This window comes from Actinoplanes sp. NPDC019969 (genome assembly GCF_055562375.1).
On record NZ_JBVHFK010000009.1, the window covers coordinates 214,088 to 235,066 of the forward strand.

Genomic DNA, 20,979 nt, shown 5'->3' on the forward strand with positions numbered 1-20,979 from the left:
TTATCGGATTTCCCGGCTCTCCCTATCCTCCCGGCCTTCCCGCCTCCTCCGGTTCTCCCGGTTCTCCCGGCTCTCCAGACTTTTCCGTCCGCCGGCCGACCGGAACGGGATAGCGGTGGGCGCCCGGAAACACGGGATAGCGGTAGGGCACCGGGAAACGCGGTGGTGATGCGGGGGCGCGGTGCGTCATGGTGTGGCGTGGTCACGATTCAGCGGGTGCGCGTCCGGTGGGGTCCCGCATCGCGGGGAGCGCGAGAAGCGAACGCCCGCCGTGGCCTCGACCGCCTGATCCCTCTGCCCAGCCGGCTCCCGGACGGCGAGGTGATCGTTCACGAGGTCCTCGCCGCCGACGAAGCCGGATACCAGCCCCGGGCCGAGGTCTGGTCCGGCGACACCGAGCGGATCGGCCTGCGCCTCACGCCGGAGGGCGCCGCGTGGCGGGTGGAACGGCTGCCGGTGATCGCGGCGTACCCCCGGCACGAGCTGCCGGCCCGCCTGTTCGTCCTGCGGCCCGGGGAGACCGCACGGTACCGGGCCAACTTCCGCCGCCGGCACACGGAGTGTCCCTGCAATCCGAGCTGGTACTACGAGAGCTGGACGGTGCACCTCGCGCACGGCCGAGAGCTTTCCGGCACACCCGGCCACGACGTCGACCACCGCACTCACCTGTACGGGGGTTCCATCCGCCCGCGACGTGCCCGCCTCCGGAACACCTTCGGCGTGTGAAGTTCGGGCGTGCATGGCGGCCGAACTCCACACACCGGAAACGGCTAACCGGCCTTGGTCACCGTCAGGGTGCTGATCGGGGTGGGGTTCAGCGCGCCCATCCGGGTTCCCTTGTCGCCCCACGTGCCGTCCGCGATGGCCGCGTTCCGTTCGGCGACGAGCCTGTCGTAGGTTCCGCCGGCGATCCGGTCGAGCCGCAGTTTCCAGGGCACACCCGTACCCTCCGGCTTGGTCGACCCCAGATACACGGTGTACGGGGCCACCTCGCTGCCGTGGATGTCCAGCTTCCCGTCCAGGTAGCAGCGGCCGGCGATGCAGATCGACAGTGACACCACGGTGCCGGTGGCCGCCGCGTCGGCAGCGGACACGGTGAACTTCGCGTCGAACGGCCACGGGACAGCGCTGTTGTTCGCGGGAGAGACGATGCGGGTCCGTACCGTGGCCGCCGTCGCCGCTCCGGTCGCCGCAGTGGTCCGCGCCGGGGCCGCCGGGGTGGTGGCGGCTGTTGTCCGCGGTGTCGTCGCGGCGGGCGCGGGCGCCGAAGCCGCAACGGACTTGGGCGCCGTGGTCAGCGCCGGGGCCGGCAGCGCGGAGGCGGAGAGAGCACCGGACTCCGGGGCCGCGGAGGAAGGTGCCGCGGCGACAGCGGTCTGACCGGCCTCGGCGGGTTCCGATCCGCCGGGAAGCCGGGCGAAGACCGCGACCACCGCGACGGTCAACGACAACACGGTGACTCCGGCGAGCACCCAGGTACGCCGCGATTGCGCCGCCGTCGGCTGCCGCTGCTCGAAGGCCGGACCTGGCGCGGGGATTGCCGGGGCGGGGAGGACCGGAGCCGGAGCGGCCGGAACCGGAGCGGCCGGGGCTGGAGCGGCAGGAACCGGAACGGGCGCGGCTGGAACGGGCGCGGCTGGAACGGGCGCGGCTGGAACGGGCGGGATCGGAGCAGGCGTGGGCTGCGGCGGTGGCGGAACGGCGGGAGTCTCCGGTTCCAGGTAGGTGCGGGCCTGCACCACCGCCGGATGATCCACCCCCAGCAGTCCCGGCCCGAACTCCGCCACCATCGCGAAGTTGGTCCGCGCCACATGCCGGTTCGCCAGTTCCTGAGCGACCACCGCGAGGTCGTACGCCAGCATCACGGTGAGTTCGTCCGGCTCCCCGGCCCGCTGCCGCGCCTCCAGGGCCTCTTCCAGAACCCGGCGGGCCGACATCGGATCGTCCGCCCGTACGTGCAACCCCGCGAGCTGCCGCATCGTGGCCAGCAGTTCGGGGTCGCCTTCGGCGAGCCGGGTCCGGCCGAGTTCGACAGCGCGTTCGAGGAGGGCGACGGCCCCGTCCGGGTTGCCGGCTTCGGCGAGGGCGTCGGCACGCTGACGGAGTTGCGGAAATGCGGCATTCTCGGGCACCCGGACATGCTGCCTTCCGACAGCGCGCTACACCACCCCGCAAAACGGTCATCCGGCCATCGACGGCACGTCAGCGGGCGAGTGCGTGCTCCCGGCGTGGGGCGGACCAGCGGCTGCGGGCGGCGTCGCGGACTCGGGAGGCCTGGTACAGCCAGGCGATGTCACGGCCGAACGACCAGGTCAGCGAGCCGAGCGCGATCATCAGGGCGGCCACGGCGACCACCGTCGGCAGCAGGCCGCTGACCACGACGGCGAGCATCACGCCCTGCTGGGCGGCGACGACCTTGCGGCTGAACTTCGGCGGCAGCGGGGCGTTCAGCCAGGGCAGCGCCCACGACGCGGCGACGAACGCGTACCGGAAGGCGCCGATGGCGACGGCCCACCAGCCGAATTCGGCGGCGGCAGCGAGGCTGAGCACCAGGATCAGGAAGGCGTCGATCTCCATGTCGAAGCGGGCGCCGAGCGAGGTGGTGGTGCCGGTACGCCGGGCCACCTGCCCGTCGACCCCGTCCATGGCCAGGGCGATCCCGGCGATCCCGGCGATCAGCAGGTCCGGCGCGCCCGAGCCGGCGATCATCGCGGTGACCCCGCCGGTGAGGATGGCCCGGCCGAACGTGACCGAATTCGCCCATCCGAGCGTGGTCATCCCGGCACGCTGCAGGGCGAGGGCGAGCAGACCGCACAGGACGGCCCCGTACAGCACCCCGGCGGCCCAACCCCACGTGCTGAGACCGATCGTCAGGGCGAGAACGGCCAGCAGCAGGAGCTGGGCGGCGAACCCGGCCAGCGGAGCCCGGGACGGACTCGTCGTGGTCGTGGCGGTACTGATGGTCACCGTTCCTCCTGGACGTAGGGTTTAGCCGCTGTCCCCGATTGACACGCTCTCCGGGGCCCTTTGGTTCAGCTATGGAGGACGAACCTTGCCCAGAGCCTTCTGGATGACTTCCCCCGGAGCCGGGGAGATACGCGCCGAGCACGTGGCCGATCCCTCCGAAGGGGAGGTGAGGGTCCGCACACTGCACTCCGGGGTGAGCCGGGGCACCGAGACGCTGGTGTTCCAGGGCCGGGTCCCGGAGAGCCAGTGGGCGGCCATGCGCGCGCCGTTCCAGGACGGCGATTTCCCGGCACCGGTCAAGTACGGCTATCTCAATGTCGGCGTCGTCGAGGCCGGTCCGGCCGATCTGCTGGGCCGGACCGTCTTCTGCCTGTTCCCGCATCAGACGCACTACGTCGTGCCGGTGAGCGCGGTGACCGTCGTCCCGGACGAGGTTCCCCCGGCGCGGGCGGTGCTGGCCGGGACGGTGGAGACGGCGGTGAACGCGGTGTGGGACGCCGCCCCGCAGATCGGCGACCGGATCACGGTCATCGGCGGCGGGATGGTCGGGTCGTCGGTCGCGGCGGTCCTGGCCGGGTTGCCCGCGACGGACGTGCAGCTCGTGGACATCGACCCCGCACGAGAAGAGATCGCTAAATCAATACATGTCGGATTTGCGCACCCTGATCAAGCAGCCGTCGAGCGCGACATCGTCATCCACGCCAGCGCCACGGAAAAAGGCTTGGCCAGAGGACTCGAGCTGTTGAGAGCCGAGGGCACCCTCGTCGAACTCAGCTGGTTCGGCGATAACCGGATATCTGTCCCTTTGGGGGAGTTTTTCCACTCCAAGCGGCTCACGATCCGCAGCAGCCAGGTCGGCGGCATCTCCCCCACCCGGCACCGCGACTACGCTCAGCGACTGGGAGTAGCCCTTGACCTGCTCAAAGACCCCCGCTTCGACGCCCTGACCACCGGCCACAGCCCGTTCGACGAACTGCCGACGGTTCTTCCCGCCCTGGCCGACGGCAGCCTGGAGGCCCTCTGCCATGTGATCGACTACCCGATTTGATCTTTTGACCGCCGGGTACCCGTACTACGCCCCGCAACCCCACAGAGGAGACGAGCCCTTGTTCAGCGTCACCGTCCGCGACCACATCATGATCGCGCACAGCTTCTCCGGCGAGGTCTTCGGACCGGCCCAGCGCCTGCACGGCGCCACGTTCGTCGTGGACGCCACGTTCCGCCGCCCGGAGCTGGACGACGACAACATCGTGGTGGACATCGGCCGGGCGAGCGAGCAGCTGCACACCATCTGCTCCGGGCTCAGCTACCGCAACCTCGACGACGACCCGGAGTTCTCCGGCGTCAACACGTCGACGGAGTTCCTGGCCAAGGTGATCGCCGACCGCCTGGCCGTCCGCGCGAACGCCGGCGAGCTGGGCCCGGGCGCCACCGGCCTCACCGGCATCTCGGTGACCCTGCACGAGTCGCACATCGCGTGGGCGTCCTACGAGCGCACCCTGTGACCCACCCGCTGTTCGCGGTGCTGCCGGCGTCCGTCGACGACCCGGCAGCACCGAGCGGCGGCAATCGCTACGACCGCGAGGTCCTCCGCCACCTCACGGCCACCCCCCGAGATCGAACCCTTGCGGCGGTACGCCCGGAGCACACTCCCCCACCCTGCCCTCACCACGCCGCTCCCCCCGCCGGCCGTGCCACCGCCGAGGACCGCCCGCGCGCGGATCCCACTCCCGCAGCCGCACCTCCGGACCGGGCCGTCGACGGGATCCCGGAGTCGCTGATCCCTGGTTCGTGGCCCCGCCCGGAACAGACCGCCCGCAAGGCTCTCGCCGACGCGCTCCGTGCCATCCCCGACGGCGCGGTGGTCCTCATCGACGGCCTGATCGCCTGTGGCGTACCGGACCTGCTGGAACCGCACGCCGCCCGCCTCATGCTCGCCGTCCTGGTTCACCTGCCGCTCAGCGACGAGACGGGCCTGCCCGCCTCCGAGGCCGCCGAGCTGCGGGCCCTGGAGTCCCGAACCCTGCGCCTGGCCACCACGGTGATCGCCACCAGCACACCCGCCGCCCGCCGCGTCGAGGAACTCCACGGCATCTCCGGCGTCCACGCCATCCCCCCGGGTGTCGACCCCGCACCCCCGGCAGCCCCTTCCCCGACCGGTCACCGCCTGCTCAACGTGGCGTCGCTGACCCACCGCAAGGGCCAGGACCTGCTGCTCGACGCCCTCCACCGGCTCCCCGCCGGCCTGCCGTGGACGTGCACCGTCGCCGGCGCCGGCAACCTCCCGAACTCCACTCTCACCCCACCCGCGACCCTCACCCTTTCCGACGCCGGCTCAACGTTCCCGGACAGCGCGAAGGACACCGCCGACGACATCTCCCGATCTTGGACGACCGACCGCTCCCCAAGGGAAACCACCGCCCAAGATCCGGCGGGAAACGGCAACGCCGGAAACGCCGCCGGGAAAGACCGGAATCGTGGGAACGACCGGAACGGCGGGAACGACCGGAACGGGAACAGCGGGAACGACGGGAACAGTGGGAACGACCGGAATGGCGGGAACGACCGGAACAATGGGAACTGTGTGCGGTTTGTCGGGGCGCTCAGTGGAGACGCGCTGGACGATGTCTATGCGAACGCGGATCTGTTCGTGTTGCCGTCGCGGGCGGAGACGTACGGCATGGTCGTGACCGAAGCCCTGGCCCGCGGACTCCCGGTGGTGGCCGCGGATGTCGGCGGCGTGCCGGAGGCGCTCGGCGCCGCCCCGGACGGCGGCATCCCCGGCCGCCTGATCCCCCCGGACGATCCGGAGGCGCTGGCCGCCGCCCTGCGTGATTGGCTGACCGACCCCGATCTGCGGGAACGCTGGCGCCGCCACGCCCTGGCCCGCCGCGCGGAACTGACCGGCTGGGACGAGACCGCCCGGCTCCTCCGGGAGGTGCTGGATGGACTCGCCACTTCCGGCGAACACTGACCTGGCGCGAACGGGTCCCGCGAATACCGAGCCGCACGCCTGACGAGAGCGACGATGCCGAGGGAGGCACGACCTTAACGCCATCCCCACGGATGAATCCGAGGATTTCCCAGCTCAGATAGCACCCGACCCGCTGTCCAAGAACGGTGACTCGCATGTCTGACATCGTCAGCACCGGCACGGTTACGCTCCGCCGTGTCGAGGTCGCCCTCGCGGCGCCGATGCTTCATCACGAGGCTGCGGCAAGTCACGCCCCGCTCGTGGTGACGCCTATCCGCCTCGGCGGCGGATCGGCTTTCCCTGCCCTGCTCCGCAGGGATTCCGTTTCCTCCCCACGGCTGAAGCCGGGGGTTTCCACGGAGGTTTTCCGATGACCGAGGTGCACGGCAGGATCGAGACAGGCCGGCGCGCGGCGACCGACGGCGACGGGGCCGGCAGGTTGAACGGGCCGCTGCCGGGAGCCGGGCCGCGCGACGCCGCGGCCGGCGAACTGGGGACGTTCAGCGAGACCGGGCCCGGCGGTGAACCGGCCGGCGAGTTCAGTGCCACCTGGCTGGACCTGCGGGAGCCCGCGGACGCCGCCGCGCGGGCGCTCGATCTGGTGGGGCAGTTGCCGGAGACGGTACGGACGGTCCGCGACCTGGGCTGCGGAACCGGTTCGCTCGGCAGGTGGCTGTCCCCGCACCTGGGCACACCCCAGCACTGGATCATGACCGATCTGGATCCGGCGCTGCTCCGGAGGGCCGCGGCCGGGATGCCCGACGGCACGACCGTGCGCACGCAACAGCTGAACGTGACGGATCTGACCGCGGCCGACCTCGCGGGCACCGATCTGGTGACCTGTTCGGCGCTGCTGGACCTGCTCACGGCCGGTGAGGTGGAACGGCTGGCGGCGGTCTGCGCCGAGGCCCGGGTGACAGTGCTGTTCACCCTGTCGGTGACCGGCGAGGTGCGGCTGACGCCGGAGGATCCCCTGGACGCGCAGGTGGTGGCGGCTTTCAACGAGCACCAGCGGCGTACGCACGACGGCCGCCGCCTGCTCGGCCCGGACGCCCCGGAGGTCGCGGCGGAGGCGTTCCGGAGGGCGGGCGCGCGGGTGACCGTACGCCCGAGTCCCTGGCGTCTGGGCCCGGAGCACCCCGCACTGACCGTGGAGTGGCTGCGCGGCTGGGTCGGCGCGGCGCGCGAGCAGCGCCCGGACCTGCCGCTCGGCGACTACCTGGACCGCCGTCTGGCCGCCCTCCCGCAGGCTTCCGTCGGCCACGCGGATCTGCTCGCCACCTTCGACTGACAACCCGAGCGTGTTGAGTTCGGGCGTGCATGACGGCCGAACTCAACACGCGGAAGAAGGCGGAACACCGATCTTCGGGTGAACACGATCATCAAGTGAACCGCGGGCCACGGCACGGGCGTACTAGTTCCTGAAAGCGACGAGGGGACTGGAACCGTGAACCGATCGATCTGGGCGTGGCTGCGGCTGCTGGGTGGCGCCGGGATTCTGGCGTTGGTGCTGTGGCGACTCGGGACCGGCGCGTTCCTGGACGGCATGCGGGTCCTGGATGGGGGCGCGCTGCTGGCGGCGCTGGCGATCGGTGCGGCGACCACGGTCCTCAGCGCGTGGCGGTGGTGCCTGGTGGCGCGCGGGCTCGGCATGAGGCTGACGCTGAAGGACGCGACCGCCGACTACTACCAGGCGCTGTTCCTGAACGCGGCGCTGCCGGGCGGGATCCTCGGTGACGTCGGGCGCGCGGTGCGGCACGGCAGGGATGAGGGCGACCTGGGGCGTGGGGTCCGGGCGGTGGTCCTGGAACGTACGGCAGGGCAGCTGGTGCTGCTGGGAGTCGGGGCGGCGGTGCTGTTCTCCGTACCCTCACCCGTTCTTGATCTCCTGAAGGCGCACGGATCGCAGGTCGCCGCGGTGGCCGCGAGCGTCGCCTCGGCCGGCGTCCTGGTCTTCCTCGGCATGCGCGCCCTGCGGAACCGGGGCAGCGCGAAGGCCCGCACCGGCCTGGCGGAGATCCGCGCGGGGCTGCTGTCGCGGCGCAACGGGCCGGGCGTGCTGGTGGCGTCGGCGGCGGTGCTGGCCGGGCATCTGGCGACGTTCCTGGTGGCGGCGTACGCGGCCGGCACCTCCGCCTCGCTGCTGGAGCTGGCGCCGCTGCTGCTGCTGGCGCTGATCGCGATGGGCCTGCCGGTGAACATCGGCGGCTGGGGCCCGCGCGAAGGCGTGATGGCCTGGGCGTTCGGCGCGGCGGGCCTGAGCGCGGCGCAGGGTCTGACGATCGCGGTGGCGTACGGCATTCTGGCTTTCGTCGCGGCGCTCCCGGGTGCGGCGATCCTGGTGGTACGGCTGGTCGCGCGCCGCGCCGAGACGAGGAAGCCGCTGGTCGCCGCCGTGGTGCCGCCGCAGCCGGTCGCCGTGCCGCAGCCGGTCGTCCTGCCGCAGCCGATCGTCCTGCCGCTCCCGGTGCGGCAGCCCGCTTACTCCGGGAGCGTCGCGGCTTGATCCAGCCGTTCACCATGTCCGCCGGCGAAGTCCTCCCCGAACCGCTCCGACAGCGCGTACCGCAGCAGCACCACGTCGCCGATCGGGCGGACCTCGGCGAGGGTCGCCCGGTGGCGGGAGGTCCACGGGAAGTCGCCGTCGTGCACGAACCGGGGCGCCCGCGAGTCACCGACGAAGAACGGGGCCACCACCAGCTGCAACTCGTCGGCCAGCCCGGCGGTGAGGAACTGGGTGTGCATCCGGCCGCCGCCCTCGACCATCAGCCGCCGGATGCCGCGCGCGGCCAGGTCGGCCGTGACGAGCCGGACGTCGACCGGATCACCGCCGTCGACGACTGTCGCCCGGTCGCCGAGCCGCTCACGGGCGTCGCCGGCCGCGGGCGTCGCACAGTAGACCAGCTTGTCCGCCGCACCCGTGGTGAAGAACGACGCCTCGGGGTCGAGGTGGCAGCTGCCCGTTACGGTGACCTTCACCGGGTCCGGATCTTCCCCTCGGGCGATCCGGGCGGCGCGGCGGGCCGCGGAGCGCACCAGCAGACGCGGGTTGTCCTGGCGGATCGTCGCGGCGCCGACCAGGATCGCGTCGCACTCGGCGCGGACCGCGTCGACCCGGTCGAAGTCGGCGTCGTTGGACAGGAGCAGCCGCTCCTCGGAGGCGTCGTCGAGATATCCGTCGATGGACATGCCACAACTGAGCAAGGTGTAAGGACGATCAGCCACTGATGACGCCTCCAGAGATTGTCCTCACCATTATCCCCGTGTGCGGAAGGCGATCTCTGGGCAGAGCATTGACGGCGCGAACCAATGAGGAGGACCCATGTCCGAAGCCCCGGCGATCACCAAGGCGAGTATCCGGCGGCAGGTCACCGTGCCGCTGCGTTTTCCCGACGGTTACACGACCAGCGCGCGGGTGATGACGTTCGACGGGCTCGCCGACGGCAAGGAGCATCTGGCGCTCGGTCTCGGCGACTGGCAACGGGCCCTGACCAAGTCGGCGGCCGGCGGCCGGGCGCCGCTGGTGCGGCCGCACAGCGAGTGCCTGACCGGGGACGTGTTCGGCAGCCAGCGCTGCGACTGCGGGCCGCAGCTGCGGGAGGCGGTGGAGCGGATCGCCGACCAGGGCGGGTTCCTGCTCTACCTGCGGCAGGAGGGCCGCGGCATCGGGTTGTACGCGAAGCTGGACGCCTACGCGCTGCAGGACGACGGCCTGGACACGTACGAGGCGAACGTCGCCCTGGGCCGCGGTGAGGACGAGCGGGACTACACGGCCGCCGCGCAGATGCTGCTGGCCCTCGGCGTGGACCGGGTCCGGCTGCTCAGCAACAACCCGGACAAGGCCGGCCAGCTCACCGATCTCGGCATCGAGGTGACCCAGCGGATCCCGACCGGGGTGCACCTGTCCGCGGCGAACGTGCGGTACCTGTCGGTGAAGGCGTCGCACACGTCACACACGATCGAACTCCCCCTGGCCGAGTGACACCCGGCGCCTTCTGGCGGGCGGACCGGCACGATGGCAGGGTGGCGGGCGTGGACATACCGGAAGCGGGCGATCTCGAGGCGCTGATCGCCGCCGTCGATCAGCTGCCGTTCATCGTCGCCGTCTGTGAAGGGCCGGACCTGCTGCTGGTGGCGTACAACGCGGCCACCAGGGCGGTCCTGCCCGGACGCGACGGGATCGGTCGCCCGATCCGGGACGTGCTCAGCGATCTCACCGGTCAGCAGTTCGTGGACGCGTACTACGAGGTCTACCGCACCGGCACGCCGATCATGGGCCGGCAGTGGCGGGCCCATCTGGACCAGCCCGACGGGTCGGTCCACGAGATGTACGCCACGTTCACCATCGTCCCGTGGCGCCGCCCGGACGGCGGGCTGCGCGGTGTGATCGGGGCGGCGTTCGACGTCACCGCCCTGGCCCGCGAGCAGCAGGCCGCCGAGCAGGAGGCGGACCGGCTGCGGAAACGCTACGAGCAGAGCCGGGAGGTGATCGACGCCCTGCAGCGGGAGCTCCTGCCGGCCGGGCTGCCGGTGCTGCCCGGCCTGCAGGTGGCCGCCGGCTACCTGCTCGCCGACGCGGACACCCGGGCCGGCGGCGACTGGTTCGACGCGGTCACCACACCGGACGGGCGGATCGCCCTGATCACCGGGGACGTCGTCGGGCACGGGGTGACCGCGTCCGGGGTGATGGGGCAGCTACGGGCGGTGCTGCAGGAACGGCTCGACGCCGGGGCCGGTGTGGTGGAGGCGCTGACGGCGGTGGACCGGCTGGCCCGGCGGGTGCGTGCGGCGTACGCGGCGACGGTCTGCCTGGCCGTGCTCGACCCGGGCAGCGGAGATCTGGAGTACTGCACGGCCGGGCATCCGGCGCCGCTGGTCATCCCGGCGTCCGGCGAGGCCCGGTACCTGCCCGGCACCCGCGGCACACCGCTCGGCACCGGCGGGACGTTCCCGGTGCGGACGGCCCGTCTGGAACTCGGGGACACGCTGCTGCTCTACACCGACGGCATCCTGGAACGGCCCGGCGCCGGCCCGGACCCCGACGGTGAGCTGGCCCGGGTCGCGGCGGACGCGGCGGCCGGGCGGGCCCTGCACGATCCGGCGGCCACGGTCGCCGAACGGGTCTGCACCCAGACCCTGGAGCTGCTGGTCCGCTTCGGTGGGCACGCCGACGACATCACCCTGCTGGCGGCGCAGCGCGTTCCCCCCGTACCCGAGATGGTCCTGGAACTTCCGGCGCAGCCGGCCGCTCTGCGCGGCTCCCGGGTCGAGCTCGCCCGCTGGCTGGGCGCGGCCGGCGCCGGCGCCGGCGACGTCTTCCTGCTCCAGCACGCCATCGGTGAGCTGGCCACCAACGCCATCGAGCACGCGGCCGGCGGCGACAAGGTGGAGATCCGGGCCCGGCTGGAGGCGTCCGGGGTGGTCGAGGCCATCGTCACCGATCACGGCGGCTGGCGGGCGCCGGAACGGCAACCGGCGCGCGGCCGGGGTCTGGCGCTCACCGCGCAGCTGGTGGAGAGCCTGCGGGTGGAGCCGGGCCCGGACGGCACGGTCGCCACCCTGCGGCATCCGCTGAGCCGTCCAGGACGCCTGCTGACCAGCCTCGACGAGACGGGCGCCGGGGCAGGGGCCGTCGCTGATCTGGCGATCACCGAGCTTCCGGGGGACGACGAGGCGCGGGTCCGGGTGGAAGGGCCGGTGGATGCGGTGACTGCTTCCGCCGTACGCCAGGAGCTGTTGCGCCGCAGCCGTGGCGGCACCGTGCCGATGACCGTCGACCTGTCCGGGGTCGGCCATCTGTCCAGCGCGGGCGTCTCGGCGCTGCACGAGGTGGCCGCGCAGCATCAGCTGGAGAAGGCGCCGCTGACGCTGATCGCGCCGCCGGGCAGTCCCGCCCAGCGGATCCTCGACCTGGTCGGCCTCCCGTCATCCACAGACCTCTCGTCCACCGATCTCTCATCCACAGGGTGAATCCGATCCGCCGTTCGGTTCTCTAGACTTCGCCGGGTGACTTCGGCGCCCCCCATTCCCGTGTCCAGTGCCATCGACGCCCTCAACCGCGTTTTCGGCTACCCATCGTTCCGTGGGCAGCAGGGCGACATCGTCGATCACGTGATCGCCGGTGGCGACGCGCTGGTGCTGATGCCGACCGGCGGCGGCAAGTCGCTGTGCTACCAGATCCCGGCGCTGGTGCGGCCCGGCACCGGCGTGGTGATCTCGCCGCTGATCGCGCTCATGCAGGACCAGGTGGACGCGCTGCGTGCCCTCGGCGTCCGGGCGAACTTCCTCAACTCCTCGCAGGACCTGGAGGAGCGGCGGATCGTCGAGGCCGAGTTCGTCGCCGGTGAGCTCGACATGCTCTATGTGGCGCCGGAAGGCCTCGGCACCGCCGGTGTGCAGCGGCTCCTGGACCGCGGCAAGATCTCCCTGTTCGCGATCGACGAGGCACACTGTGTGTCGCAGTGGGGCCACGACTTCCGGCCCGACTACCTGGCCCTGTCGATGCTGCACGAGCGCTGGCCGGACGTGCCGCGGATCGCGCTGACCGCCACCGCCACCACGACCACCCGCGACGAGATCGCCGGCCGGCTCCAGCTGACCGGCGCCCGGCATTTCACGGCGAGTTTCGACAGGCCGAACATCCAGTACCGGATCGTGCCGAAGAACAGCCCGTCCCGGCAGCTGCTCGACCTGTTGCGCAGCGAGCACGCCGGCCATTCCGGGATCGTCTACTGCCTGTCCCGCGCGTCGGTGGAGAAGCACGCCGAGTTCCTGTCGCAGAACGGGATCCCGGCGCTGCCGTACCACGCCGGGCTGGACGCCCGGACCCGCGCCACCAACCAGGCCCGTTTCCTGCGCGAGGACGGCCTGGTGATGGTCGCCACCATCGCCTTCGGCATGGGGATCGACAAGCCGGACGTACGGTTCGTCGCCCACCTGGACCTGCCGAAATCCCTCGAGGGCTACTACCAGGAGACCGGGCGCGCCGGGCGGGACGGGCTGCCGTCGACCGCCTGGCTGGCGTACGGGCTGCAGGACGTCATCCAGCAGCGCAAGATGATCGAGGGGTCGGAGGGGGACGCCGCGTTCCGCCGCAACGCCGGCCGGCACCTCGACGCGATGCTGGCCCTGTGCGAGAGCGTGACCTGCCGCCGCTCGCAGATCCTGTCCTACTTCGGCGAGACCGCCGCCGAGTCCTGCGGCAACTGTGACACCTGCCTGACGCCGCCGGAGTCGTGGGACGCGACGGTGCCCGCGCAGAAACTGCTGTCCACGGTGCTGCGGCTGCAGAAGGAACGCGGGCAGAAGTTCGGCGCCGGCCAGTCCATCGACATCCTGCTCGGCAAGAAGACCGACAAGGTGACCCGGTTCCGGCACGACGAGCTGAGCGTCTTCGGCATCGGCGCGGACCTGCGGGAGGCCGAGTGGCGCGGGGTGGTGCGGCAGCTGCTGGCCGGGGGGTTCCTGGCGGTCGAGGGCGAGTACGGGACGATCGTCCTGACCGAGCGCAGCCGGGAAGTCCTGCGCGGTGAGCGGCAACTGCCGATGCGCCGGGAGGTGGCGGTTGCCAAGTCGCGGTCCGGCGGCTCGTCCCGGTCCGGGGCGGCCCCGTCACCGGCGGCTGCGGATCTCTCCCCGGAGGCCGGGGGGCTGTTCGAGCGGCTGCGGGCGTGGCGGACGACGATGGCGCGGGAGCAGCAGGTCCCGCCGTACATCATCTTCAACGACGCGACCCTGCGCGGCATCGCCACGCTGGCCCCGCGGACCCTCGACCAGCTGGCCACGGTGAGCGGCGTCGGCCAGGGCAAACTCGCCAAGTTCGGCGACCAGGTCCTGACCGTCGTCCGCGGCGACATCCCTTCCCCCGGGGACACCCTCTCGCCGGGCGACGCCCCCTCCCCCGGCCAGCTCTTCCCGGCCGACGTGGTCACCCCGTCCGCGGAACCGCAGTCCTCAGCCACACGGTCCTCAGCTCCGCGGGCGGGGCAGTACGCGGTGGCCGACGACGATGATGCGATCCCGCTTCCACCCGAGCCCGACTTCTTCGGCGAGCCCGGCTACGAGTAACCCCTACCCGGAAGCCCGCCTTGGCCCCCCGTCCTGAAGCCCGCCTTTCACCCCGGGCGGGCTTCAGGCACTGCGGATGGCCTCACCGGCGAGTTCGATGCGGACCTTCTTGCCGACCAGGACGCCGCCGGCCTCCAACATCACGTTCCAGATCAGGCCGTAGTCCTCACGGTCGATCTCGGCGGTGGCGCTGAAACCGAAGATCTCCCGCCCGTACGGGTCGCGGCGCGCCCCACCGAACTCCATGTGCATGTCGATCGGCCTGGTCACGCCCTTGACCGTCAGATAGCCCTTGATCACGAACCGGCCCGAGGCCCGGGTCGCCGCCGGCGGCAGATCGGCGACCGTGCCGCGCCGGCCGAGCGGATTGTTCCGCAGCCGCGCCCAATTGAAGATGGGATCGGTGTCGGCCTCCCAGGCGATGCCGGTGCTGCGGTACTCCAACGTCGGATAACGCGCCACATCCAGGAAATCCGCGCTCGACAGATGCGCGTCCCGCTCCGGATTGTGCGTGTTGATACTTCCCGCGCGAATGGTCGCGCTGATCGACGAACGCAGCGGATCCGTCCCCACCACGATCGTCGCCGCCCCCTCGGCGAATTCCCCCCGGATCGGACTGACCATCATGTGCTGCGCCACGAATCCGATCCGCTTGTGCGCCTCGTCCAGCGTGTACACCCCTGGATCGGGGATGATCAGGCCGTTCCATTCACGGACCGGCCGCTCGACCGTCACGTAGCTCTCCCCCTCGCAGCATCGTCACCGCACAGCGGCGCACGAGCCCCCCTGGCTCTCCGATGCTGATTTCGCGGAGATTCTATGCATCACACCATTCGGACAGTCACCCCCAGGAATGCGTCACGTGTCGGCCACCACAGTGGACCGGTCGCGCCGAAATCGCCCATTACCAACAAAACAGCCTCGCAGCGCCGCCTGCCCGCACTTCCCCCAACAGCCAAAACGCAATTCCCTGAGCAATTCACCCCGATTCCCGTCCCGCGTCGGAAGCACGACACCGGCCATCCCGTCCCAATTTCAGTAACCTTCCGTAACTGTCGGGATCTCCCTCCGCTATCCCCGCCGGCGACCCGAGCCGCCCTGCCGCACGCATGCGGCCACCAGGGAGGCATGGCCGGGCCGTCCGGCGCACGCCCACATCGGTTGCCGCCGCGGAACCCGGTCCGGCCGGGCACACGTGGGCTGGTCGGCAGGACTTACTGCGGCTGGACGATGTTGACCATCCATGGGATGCCGAACCGGTCGGTGAGCTGGCCGAACTCGTCGCCCCACATCTGCTTCTCCACCCCCCGACATTTTCGCCCGCCTCCGACCGGCTCCACCCGGCCGGGAACGTCCGCAGGCTGGCAGAGTCGGCAGGGGTTCTTTGTCGTACCCCGCCGGTAGCATTCGCGGGGCGAGCAGGCGCCCGGAGGCACGAAAGAGGAAGACGCACAAGTCGATCAAGGAGGCCGGCATGGCAGCGACCGTCGAGGATCTGCCCGGCCTTCTGTACCTGAGCCTCACCGCGGGAGATCCGGCCTCGCGCCGTCCCGCGGCCACACCGCCCTACGCGCCGATGGCACCGCCGGCGCGCCATCCACCGGCGGTTTCCGCTGCGGGCTCCGCTGCGGGCTCCGCGCCACGGCCCCACGGCCACGGCGAGGCGACCACCGCCGCCGTCGAGGTGGGGCACGGGCGAGCCGATGCCGTCAAGGTGGGGCACGGCCGAGCGGACGCCGTCGATCTTGGGCGCGGCCGGGCGGACGCCTGCCTGCGGGAGATCCATGCGCGGTGGGTCGGCCACACGCGCCGGCACCTGTTCACCACGCCCGCTGATCTGCTCAGCGCGCTGTCACCACCGGCCCCGATGGCGGGGCATCCGCATTCGCTGGGGCGCGTCCTCCGTACCTTTGTGGTGCAACTCGCCGCAACCCACCGGCACACCGCAACCGCCCTCGCCGACCTGATCGAGGATCCCGGCGAGTCGGCTGTGGCACAGTGTGCGCTGGTCGCGGCCGCTGTCGGCCAGCGCGACCTGGACGGTGAGGAGCAGGCCTGGGCCCGGCTGCGGCATCTGCTCACCCGGATGCGGGCGTGGCGCTGGCGGGACTGTTCGGCAGGCCACGACCGTGAAGCCGTGGCCTATCTTCGCCCCGATCACCGGGCCCGGTTCGACACCGCGATCGGGATGCTCCCGATGGCGCCGGATCTGGGTTTCGCGCTGCTCGCCGGGTTGCCGGCGTTGGGTGCGGTGTTCCGGCAGGCCTACGCGTGCGACGCCTCGGACCGATACACGGCCCAGCGCCTGGCGTGCTGCCGTCCCGATCCGGAGCTGGCCGACGCCCACGAGAGCCTGCGCCGGAGTCCGGCCGGCCCGGTGGACGCCGCGGTGGTCTCCGCCAACGAGCAGGTTCTCGGGGGCGCGGAGCTGCCGATCGACGACCCCGTCTACCGGCTGCACGCCCGGATCACGGCCCGCACGGTGCGGGTGCGGCGGCTCGGCGCGGCGGACCTCGTTCCCGAGCCGGTTCCCGGTGGGCTGGATCCGGAGCGCCTGCCGGCGTATGCGGAGATCGTCCGTCACAACGCGGGCACGCCGATCGTGGCGGCCCTGGCCGGCCGGGTGCTGGCCGACGCCACGGCGGCGGGCGACCGGGAGTCGCTGCTGATCCTCGCCGACGCGGGTTTCGGCGACCCGCATCCGCTTCTGGACCGCCCGGCGGAGACCGTGCCGGAGTTCTGCGTGCTGTTGTTCCGGCACCGTCCCGCCGACGCGGCCCGGCTGCTCACCGACGTCGCCGCCCGTGACTGGCCGCGCGCCGCCGCCATCCTGGAGCATGCCGTCCCGGAGTTGCTGGCCACCGGCGGCCCGCGGATCGCGCAGCGGCTGCACGCCGCGGTCGCCGACGCTTTCATCGAGGCCAGGCCCTCGGGCGCCACGCCACCGCCGGTGATCGACGGCGCCTACCGCGACGCCCCACACGACCGCGGCTGACCAGCTCGCACCCGCCCAGCCCCAAGAGGGCCACCGATGGATCTGTTGATTGCGATCGGGAGTGTGCGGACAACACAGCGCCGCGCCCGCTCGGCACCGGCGGAGGCCGACACCGGCGGACGGGCGGCTGAGGAAAGACGCGACAGAAAGAGCGGCGGGTCCGGAGCGAACCGCCCCGGACCCGCCGCCCGGCTCACTCAGCGGTGGTCGGAGCCCTCCGACTCGACTGCCGCGCGGCCTGCTTCGAGGCGGGCGATCGGCACCCGGAACGGGGAGCACGACACGTAGTCCAGGCCGACCCGGTGGAAGAAGTGGACCGAGTCCGGGTCGCCGCCGTGTTCGCCGCAGACGCCCAGCTTGAGGCCGGGACGGGCGGCCCGGCCCTCCTCCGCCGCGATCGTCACGAGCCGCCCGACCCCGTCGGCGTCGATGGACTCGAACGGGGAGATGCCGAAGATCCCCAACTCCAGGTACCGCCAGAAGAACGCGCCCTCGACGTCGTCGCGCGAGAACCCCCACGCCATCTGGGTGAGGTCGTTGGTGCCGAAGGAGAAGAACTCGGCGGCCTCGGCGATCTGCCCGGCGGTGAGCGCGGCCCGCGGCACCTCGATCATCGTTCCGATCAGGATGCTGACGCCGGAGGATCCGACCACCTCGGCGATGATCCGCTCGGCTTCGGCCCGTACCGTCTCCAGCTCCTGGACGGCGCCGACCAGCGGCACCATGATCTCCGGGCGCGGGTTGCCACCTTCTGCGGCGAGCGCGACGGCGGCCTCCGCGATGGCCCGTACCTGCATGGCGAACAGTCCGGGGATCACCAGTCCGAGCCGGACGCCGCGGAGGCCCAGCATCGGGTTCTGCTCGTGCATCCGCCGTACCGCCGCAAGCAGTTGCTCGTCGTGTTCGACGTGTTGTCCGTGCTCGTGGGCGACGGCGACCTTGACGGCGAGCTCCTCGAGGGACGGCAGGAACTCGTGCAGCGGCGGGTCGATGAGCCGCACGGTGACCGGCAGCCCGTTCATCTCGCGGAAGATCTCCAGGAAGTCGGCCCGTTGCAGCGGCTGGAGCGCGGCGAGGGCCTCGTTGCGCTCCGTCTCGTTGCGCGCCAGGATCAGCCGTTCGACGAGTTCCCGGCGGTCGCCGAGGAACATGTGCTCGGTGCGGCACAGGCCGATGCCCTGGGCGCCGAAACGCCGTGCCCGGGCGGCGTCGGTTCCGGTGTCGGCGTTGGTGCGCACGGTGAGGCGCCGCTTCTCGTCGGCGTGCGTGAGGATCCGGTGTACGGCAGCCACCAGCGGATCGTTCGCCTGGGCCGGGTCGAGGTCCCCTTCGAAGTACTGCACCACCTCGCTCGGCCGCACCGGCACCTCGCCGAGGTAGACCCGGCCGGTGGTGCCGTCGAGGGAGATCGTGTCGCCTTCGCGGACGGTGTGTGAGCCGACGGTGAAGGAGTCCTGGCCGACCTCGACCGTGTCGGCGCCGCAGACGCAGGTCTTGCCCATGCCGCGGGCGACGACGGCGGCGTGCGAGGTCTTCCCGCCGCGGCTGGTGAGGATGCCGTTGGCGGCGATCATGCCGGGCAGGTCGTCGGGGTTGGTCTCGCGCCGCACCAGGATGACCGGCTTGCCCTCGGCGGCGACCTCGACGGCCCGCTGGGAGGTGAAGACGACCTGGCCGTACGCCGCGCCCGGGGACGCGCCGACCCCGCGGGTGATCGACTCCGGGGAATCCGAGAGGTCGAACCGCGGGAACATCAGCTGCGCGAGCTGGGCCCCGCTGACCCGGGTGAGCGCCTCGTCGAGGTCGATCACCCCTTCGTCGACGAGCTGGGCGGCGATGGTGAAGGCGGCCGCCGCGGTGCGCTTGCCGACGCGGGTCTGCAGCATCCACAGTTTGCCGCGCTCGATGGTGAACTCGATGTCGCACAGGTCCCGGTAGTGGCCCTCCAGGGTGGCCATGATCCGCATCAGCTCGTCGTAGGACGTCTTGTCGAGCTGTTCCAGATCGGCCAGCGGCAGCGTGTTGCGGATGCCGGCGACCACGTCCTCGCCCTGGGCGTCGGCCAGGTAGTCGCCGTACACGCCCTGCTCGCCGGTGGCCGGGTCGCGGGTGAAGGCGACGCCGGTGCCGGAGTCGGAGCCGAGGTTGCCGAAGACCATGGCGACCACGTTGACGGCGGTGCCGAGGTCGGCGGGGATGCGTTCCTGGCGGCGGTACAGCACGGCCCGGTCGGCGTTCCAGGACCGGAAGACGGCCTCGACGGCCTGGTCGAGCTGTTCGCGCGGATCTTGCGGGAACTCGTGGCCGGTGTGTTTGACGAAGACCTTCTTGTACGCCGTGACGAGTGCCCGCAGATCCTCGGCATCCAGTTGCACGTCGTCCCGCACGCCCTTGGCCGTCTTCGCCTCGTGCAGCGCGTCCTCGAACTCGTGGCCGGGCACCTCGCACACGGTCTTGCCGAACATCTGGATGAGGCGCCGGTACGAGTCCCAGGCGAACCGGTCGTTGCCGCCGGCCTGCCGGGACAGCCCGGCCACCGACTCGTCGTTGAGCCCGACGTTGAGAACGGTCTCCATCATGCCGGGCATCGAGTACTTCGCCCCGGACCGCACGGACACGAGCAGTGGGTCGGCCGGGTCGCCGAGCCGCCGGCCCATCGTGGACTCGAGCGTGGCGAGATGCTCGTCGATCTCGCCGGCGAGACCGTCGGCGTGCGTGCCGTTGCGCAGGTACTGCTGGCACGCCTCGGTGGTGATGGTGAAGCCGGGAGGCACGGGCAGGCCCAGGTTCGTCATCTCCGCGAGATTGGCGCCCTTGCCACCCAGCAGATCCTTGAGGTCCTTGTTGCCCTCGGCGAAGTCGTAGACGAACGTCATGCCACTACCTCCGGTTAAGAATCCGCGGCGGACATCAGTTCCTGCCCTGGGATTCGTAAGGCTAAGCATGAGTACAGCGAATAGTTAACAGTGCGGTGGCTTTTTCCACACGGGCGCGGAGAAGCGTGATCGGTACGCGCTCTCTCCGCGCACGAACGCGCAGCGGCCTTGGTCAGCCGGTAGTCGTACGCCTAGATGGCCTTTTCGCGACTGCTTCTGATCACGTGGTGAGGGAGGGTCGCCGGGACGGTTCACGGCAAAAAATAAGGGCGCCGCTGCGAATTCCACGGGGGAAGAACTCGCAACGGCGCACCGCGAACATTAGACGACGTTCGGCACGCTGTCCATCCCGGAGGGCCGGACCGCCTCCGGAAGTATCAGCCGACCCGCTGCACGACGGATCCGACGAGCCGCTGCCAGTCCGCCTCGAAGTTCGGCGACGCCGACGCGTTGTCGAGGCGGTAGAGGGCGTAGCTGTCGACCAGCACCACGTTGCGGGTGCGCAGCACGGCCACGGCGGTGTCGGCGGTGCCCGGGTGCTGCGACTCGTACAGCTTGTGCCGCACGATCACGAACCCGGACCAGGCGCCCTCGTTCAGATCCCGGAACTCGGCCGTCTCGGTGTACGCGGGCTCGTTGCGGTCGGCCGTCACCGTCGCCGGCACCTCCGCCGACTTCGGGCACTGCTCGGCGACCGTCTTCAGCAGCGACAGCCCGGCCGTCGCGCTGGCCTCGTCGGCGTAGACGAGCGCCGTCTGCTGCAGCGTCTGCGCGCCCTTCTCCCCCTCGTCTGCCGCGGCCGCCGACACGATCTCCGCGCCCGGCGGCGCCTGCGGCGGCTTGCTGGTCCCGCCGCAGAAGCTCACCATCTGCTGCGGGTCGGCGCTCTGCTGCGGCGCGGCCCAGGCCGGCCCGATCTCGGCGGGCTGCAGGAACGCGCCCCGCATGGTGGTGACAGTGATCAGCCCGGCGTCCGGCTCGCCGTCGGAGGAGCTGCACCCGGCCGCCAGGACCAGGGCACACACGGCCCCGACAGCGGCACGGAGGGATCTGGCGGTCACGAGCATCCGGCCATCCTGCCAGAACACGGAGCGCAGCCA

Annotated in this window: 15 protein-coding genes and 2 pseudogenes; 11 read left to right on the forward strand and 6 right to left on the reverse strand. The window is 71.5% G+C overall.

Going from position 1 to position 20,979, the window contains the following annotated elements; translation table 11 throughout:
* The first annotated feature begins 216 nt into the window (after positions 1–216).
* On the forward strand, positions 217–726 hold the full coding sequence (locus tag ACZ3II_RS26670; RefSeq protein WP_465520470.1) for a hypothetical protein: 510 nt from the start codon (positions 217–219) through the stop codon (positions 724–726).
* Positions 727–770: 44 nt separating this feature from the next.
* Here the strand turns inward: ACZ3II_RS26670 and ACZ3II_RS26675 are convergent, their stop codons facing one another.
* On the reverse strand, positions 771–2,132 hold the full coding sequence (locus ACZ3II_RS26675; protein WP_465520471.1) for a tetratricopeptide repeat protein: 1,362 nt from the start codon (positions 2,130–2,132) through the stop codon (positions 771–773).
* Positions 2,133–2,202: 70 nt separating this feature from the next.
* Positions 2,203–2,967, reverse strand: a complete 765-nt coding sequence (locus tag ACZ3II_RS26680) for a CDP-alcohol phosphatidyltransferase family protein (RefSeq protein WP_465520472.1) — start codon at positions 2,965–2,967, stop codon at positions 2,203–2,205.
* A 103-nt stretch (positions 2,968–3,070) separates the two neighbouring features.
* Here ACZ3II_RS26680 and ACZ3II_RS26685 point away from each other — a divergent pair, with 103 nt between their 5' ends.
* The 6 genes and pseudogenes from ACZ3II_RS26685 to ACZ3II_RS26710 all read left to right on the forward strand — a co-directional run bounded on the left by ACZ3II_RS26685 (position 3,071) and on the right by ACZ3II_RS26710 (position 8,447).
* On the forward strand, positions 3,071–4,015 hold the full coding sequence (locus ACZ3II_RS26685; RefSeq protein ID WP_465520473.1) for a zinc-dependent alcohol dehydrogenase: 945 nt from the start codon (positions 3,071–3,073) through the stop codon (positions 4,013–4,015).
* A 58-nt stretch (positions 4,016–4,073) separates the two neighbouring features.
* Positions 4,074–4,472 (forward strand): 6-pyruvoyl trahydropterin synthase family protein, encoded by a 399-nt coding sequence (locus ACZ3II_RS26690; RefSeq protein ID WP_465520474.1) that lies wholly within the window; start codon positions 4,074–4,076, stop codon positions 4,470–4,472.
* Positions 4,469–4,573 (forward strand): annotated as a pseudogene (locus ACZ3II_RS26695) (glycosyltransferase family 1 protein); the annotation flags it as partial. The gene ACZ3II_RS26690 and the pseudogene ACZ3II_RS26695, both read left to right, overlap by 4 nt.
* A gap of 963 nt (positions 4,574–5,536) precedes the next feature.
* A pseudogene (locus ACZ3II_RS26700) lies at positions 5,537–5,941 on the forward strand (glycosyltransferase family 4 protein); the annotation flags it as partial.
* A 370-nt stretch (positions 5,942–6,311) separates the two neighbouring features.
* Positions 6,312–7,232, forward strand: a complete 921-nt coding sequence (locus tag ACZ3II_RS26705) for a class I SAM-dependent methyltransferase (RefSeq protein ID WP_465520475.1) — start codon at positions 6,312–6,314, stop codon at positions 7,230–7,232.
* Positions 7,233–7,388: 156 nt separating this feature from the next.
* Positions 7,389–8,447, forward strand: coding sequence for a lysylphosphatidylglycerol synthase transmembrane domain-containing protein (locus ACZ3II_RS26710; protein WP_465520476.1), 1,059 nt, complete (start codon positions 7,389–7,391; stop codon positions 8,445–8,447).
* Here ACZ3II_RS26710 and ACZ3II_RS26715 read toward each other — a convergent pair.
* Positions 8,423–9,166, reverse strand: a complete 744-nt coding sequence (locus ACZ3II_RS26715) for a RibD family protein (RefSeq protein ID WP_465520477.1) — start codon at positions 9,164–9,166, stop codon at positions 8,423–8,425. The genes ACZ3II_RS26710 and ACZ3II_RS26715 overlap by 25 nt on opposite strands.
* Before the next feature lie 97 nt (positions 9,167–9,263).
* On the opposite strand from ACZ3II_RS26715, the gene ACZ3II_RS26720 reads away from it, so the two are divergent.
* From ACZ3II_RS26720 to recQ, 3 genes are read left to right on the forward strand one after another with little or no spacing between them, the layout of a single operon-like run.
* Positions 9,264–9,923: a GTP cyclohydrolase II gene (locus ACZ3II_RS26720; RefSeq protein ID WP_465520478.1), complete on the forward strand. Its 660-nt coding sequence runs from the start codon at positions 9,264–9,266 to the stop codon at positions 9,921–9,923.
* A gap of 50 nt (positions 9,924–9,973) precedes the next feature.
* On the forward strand, positions 9,974–11,911 hold the full coding sequence (locus ACZ3II_RS26725; protein ID WP_465520479.1) for a SpoIIE family protein phosphatase: 1,938 nt from the start codon (positions 9,974–9,976) through the stop codon (positions 11,909–11,911).
* Between the two features lie 36 nt (positions 11,912–11,947).
* Entirely contained in the window at positions 11,948–14,008 is a 2,061-nt protein-coding gene (gene recQ, locus ACZ3II_RS26730; RefSeq protein WP_465520480.1) for a DNA helicase RecQ, read from the forward strand.
* A 63-nt stretch (positions 14,009–14,071) separates the two neighbouring features.
* Here recQ and ACZ3II_RS26735 read toward each other — a convergent pair whose 3' ends face one another.
* Positions 14,072–14,686 carry a YceI family protein gene (locus tag ACZ3II_RS26735; RefSeq protein ID WP_465520481.1) on the reverse strand — a complete coding sequence of 205 codons (615 nt, stop codon included), beginning with the start codon at positions 14,684–14,686 and terminating at the stop codon, positions 14,072–14,074.
* Between the two features lie 796 nt (positions 14,687–15,482).
* Here ACZ3II_RS26735 and ACZ3II_RS26740 point away from each other — a divergent pair.
* Positions 15,483–17,003, forward strand: a complete 1,521-nt coding sequence (locus ACZ3II_RS26740; RefSeq protein WP_465520482.1) for a hypothetical protein — start codon at positions 15,483–15,485, stop codon at positions 17,001–17,003.
* Positions 17,004–17,200: 197 nt separating this feature from the next.
* On the opposite strand, the gene ppdK is transcribed toward ACZ3II_RS26740, so the two are convergent.
* Positions 17,201–19,879 carry a pyruvate, phosphate dikinase gene (gene ppdK / locus ACZ3II_RS26745; RefSeq protein WP_465520483.1) on the reverse strand — a complete coding sequence of 893 codons (2,679 nt, stop codon included), beginning with the start codon at positions 19,877–19,879 and terminating at the stop codon, positions 17,201–17,203.
* A 377-nt stretch (positions 19,880–20,256) separates the two neighbouring features.
* Positions 20,257–20,946: a hypothetical protein gene (locus tag ACZ3II_RS26750; RefSeq protein WP_465520484.1), complete on the reverse strand. Its 690-nt coding sequence runs from the start codon at positions 20,944–20,946 to the stop codon at positions 20,257–20,259.
* Positions 20,947–20,979 lie beyond the last annotated feature (33 nt).

Bases quoted from the DNA above. Each gene is read 5' to 3' on its own strand.
- ACZ3II_RS26685 (WP_465520473.1), top strand. From the start codon at position 3,071: ATGACTTCCCCCGGAGCCGGGGAGATACGCGCCGAGCACGTGGCCGAT.
- ACZ3II_RS26705 (WP_465520475.1), top strand. From the start codon at position 6,312: ATGACCGAGGTGCACGGCAGGATCGAGACAGGCCGGCGCGCGGCGACC.
- ACZ3II_RS26720 (WP_465520478.1), top strand. From the start codon at position 9,264: ATGTCCGAAGCCCCGGCGATCACCAAGGCGAGTATCCGGCGGCAGGTC.
- ACZ3II_RS26740 (WP_465520482.1), top strand. From the start codon at position 15,483: ATGGCAGCGACCGTCGAGGATCTGCCCGGCCTTCTGTACCTGAGCCTC.
- ppdK (WP_465520483.1), bottom strand. From the start codon at position 19,879: ATGACGTTCGTCTACGACTTCGCCGAGGGCAACAAGGACCTCAAGGAT.
- ACZ3II_RS26750 (WP_465520484.1), bottom strand. From the start codon at position 20,946: ATGCTCGTGACCGCCAGATCCCTCCGTGCCGCTGTCGGGGCCGTGTGT.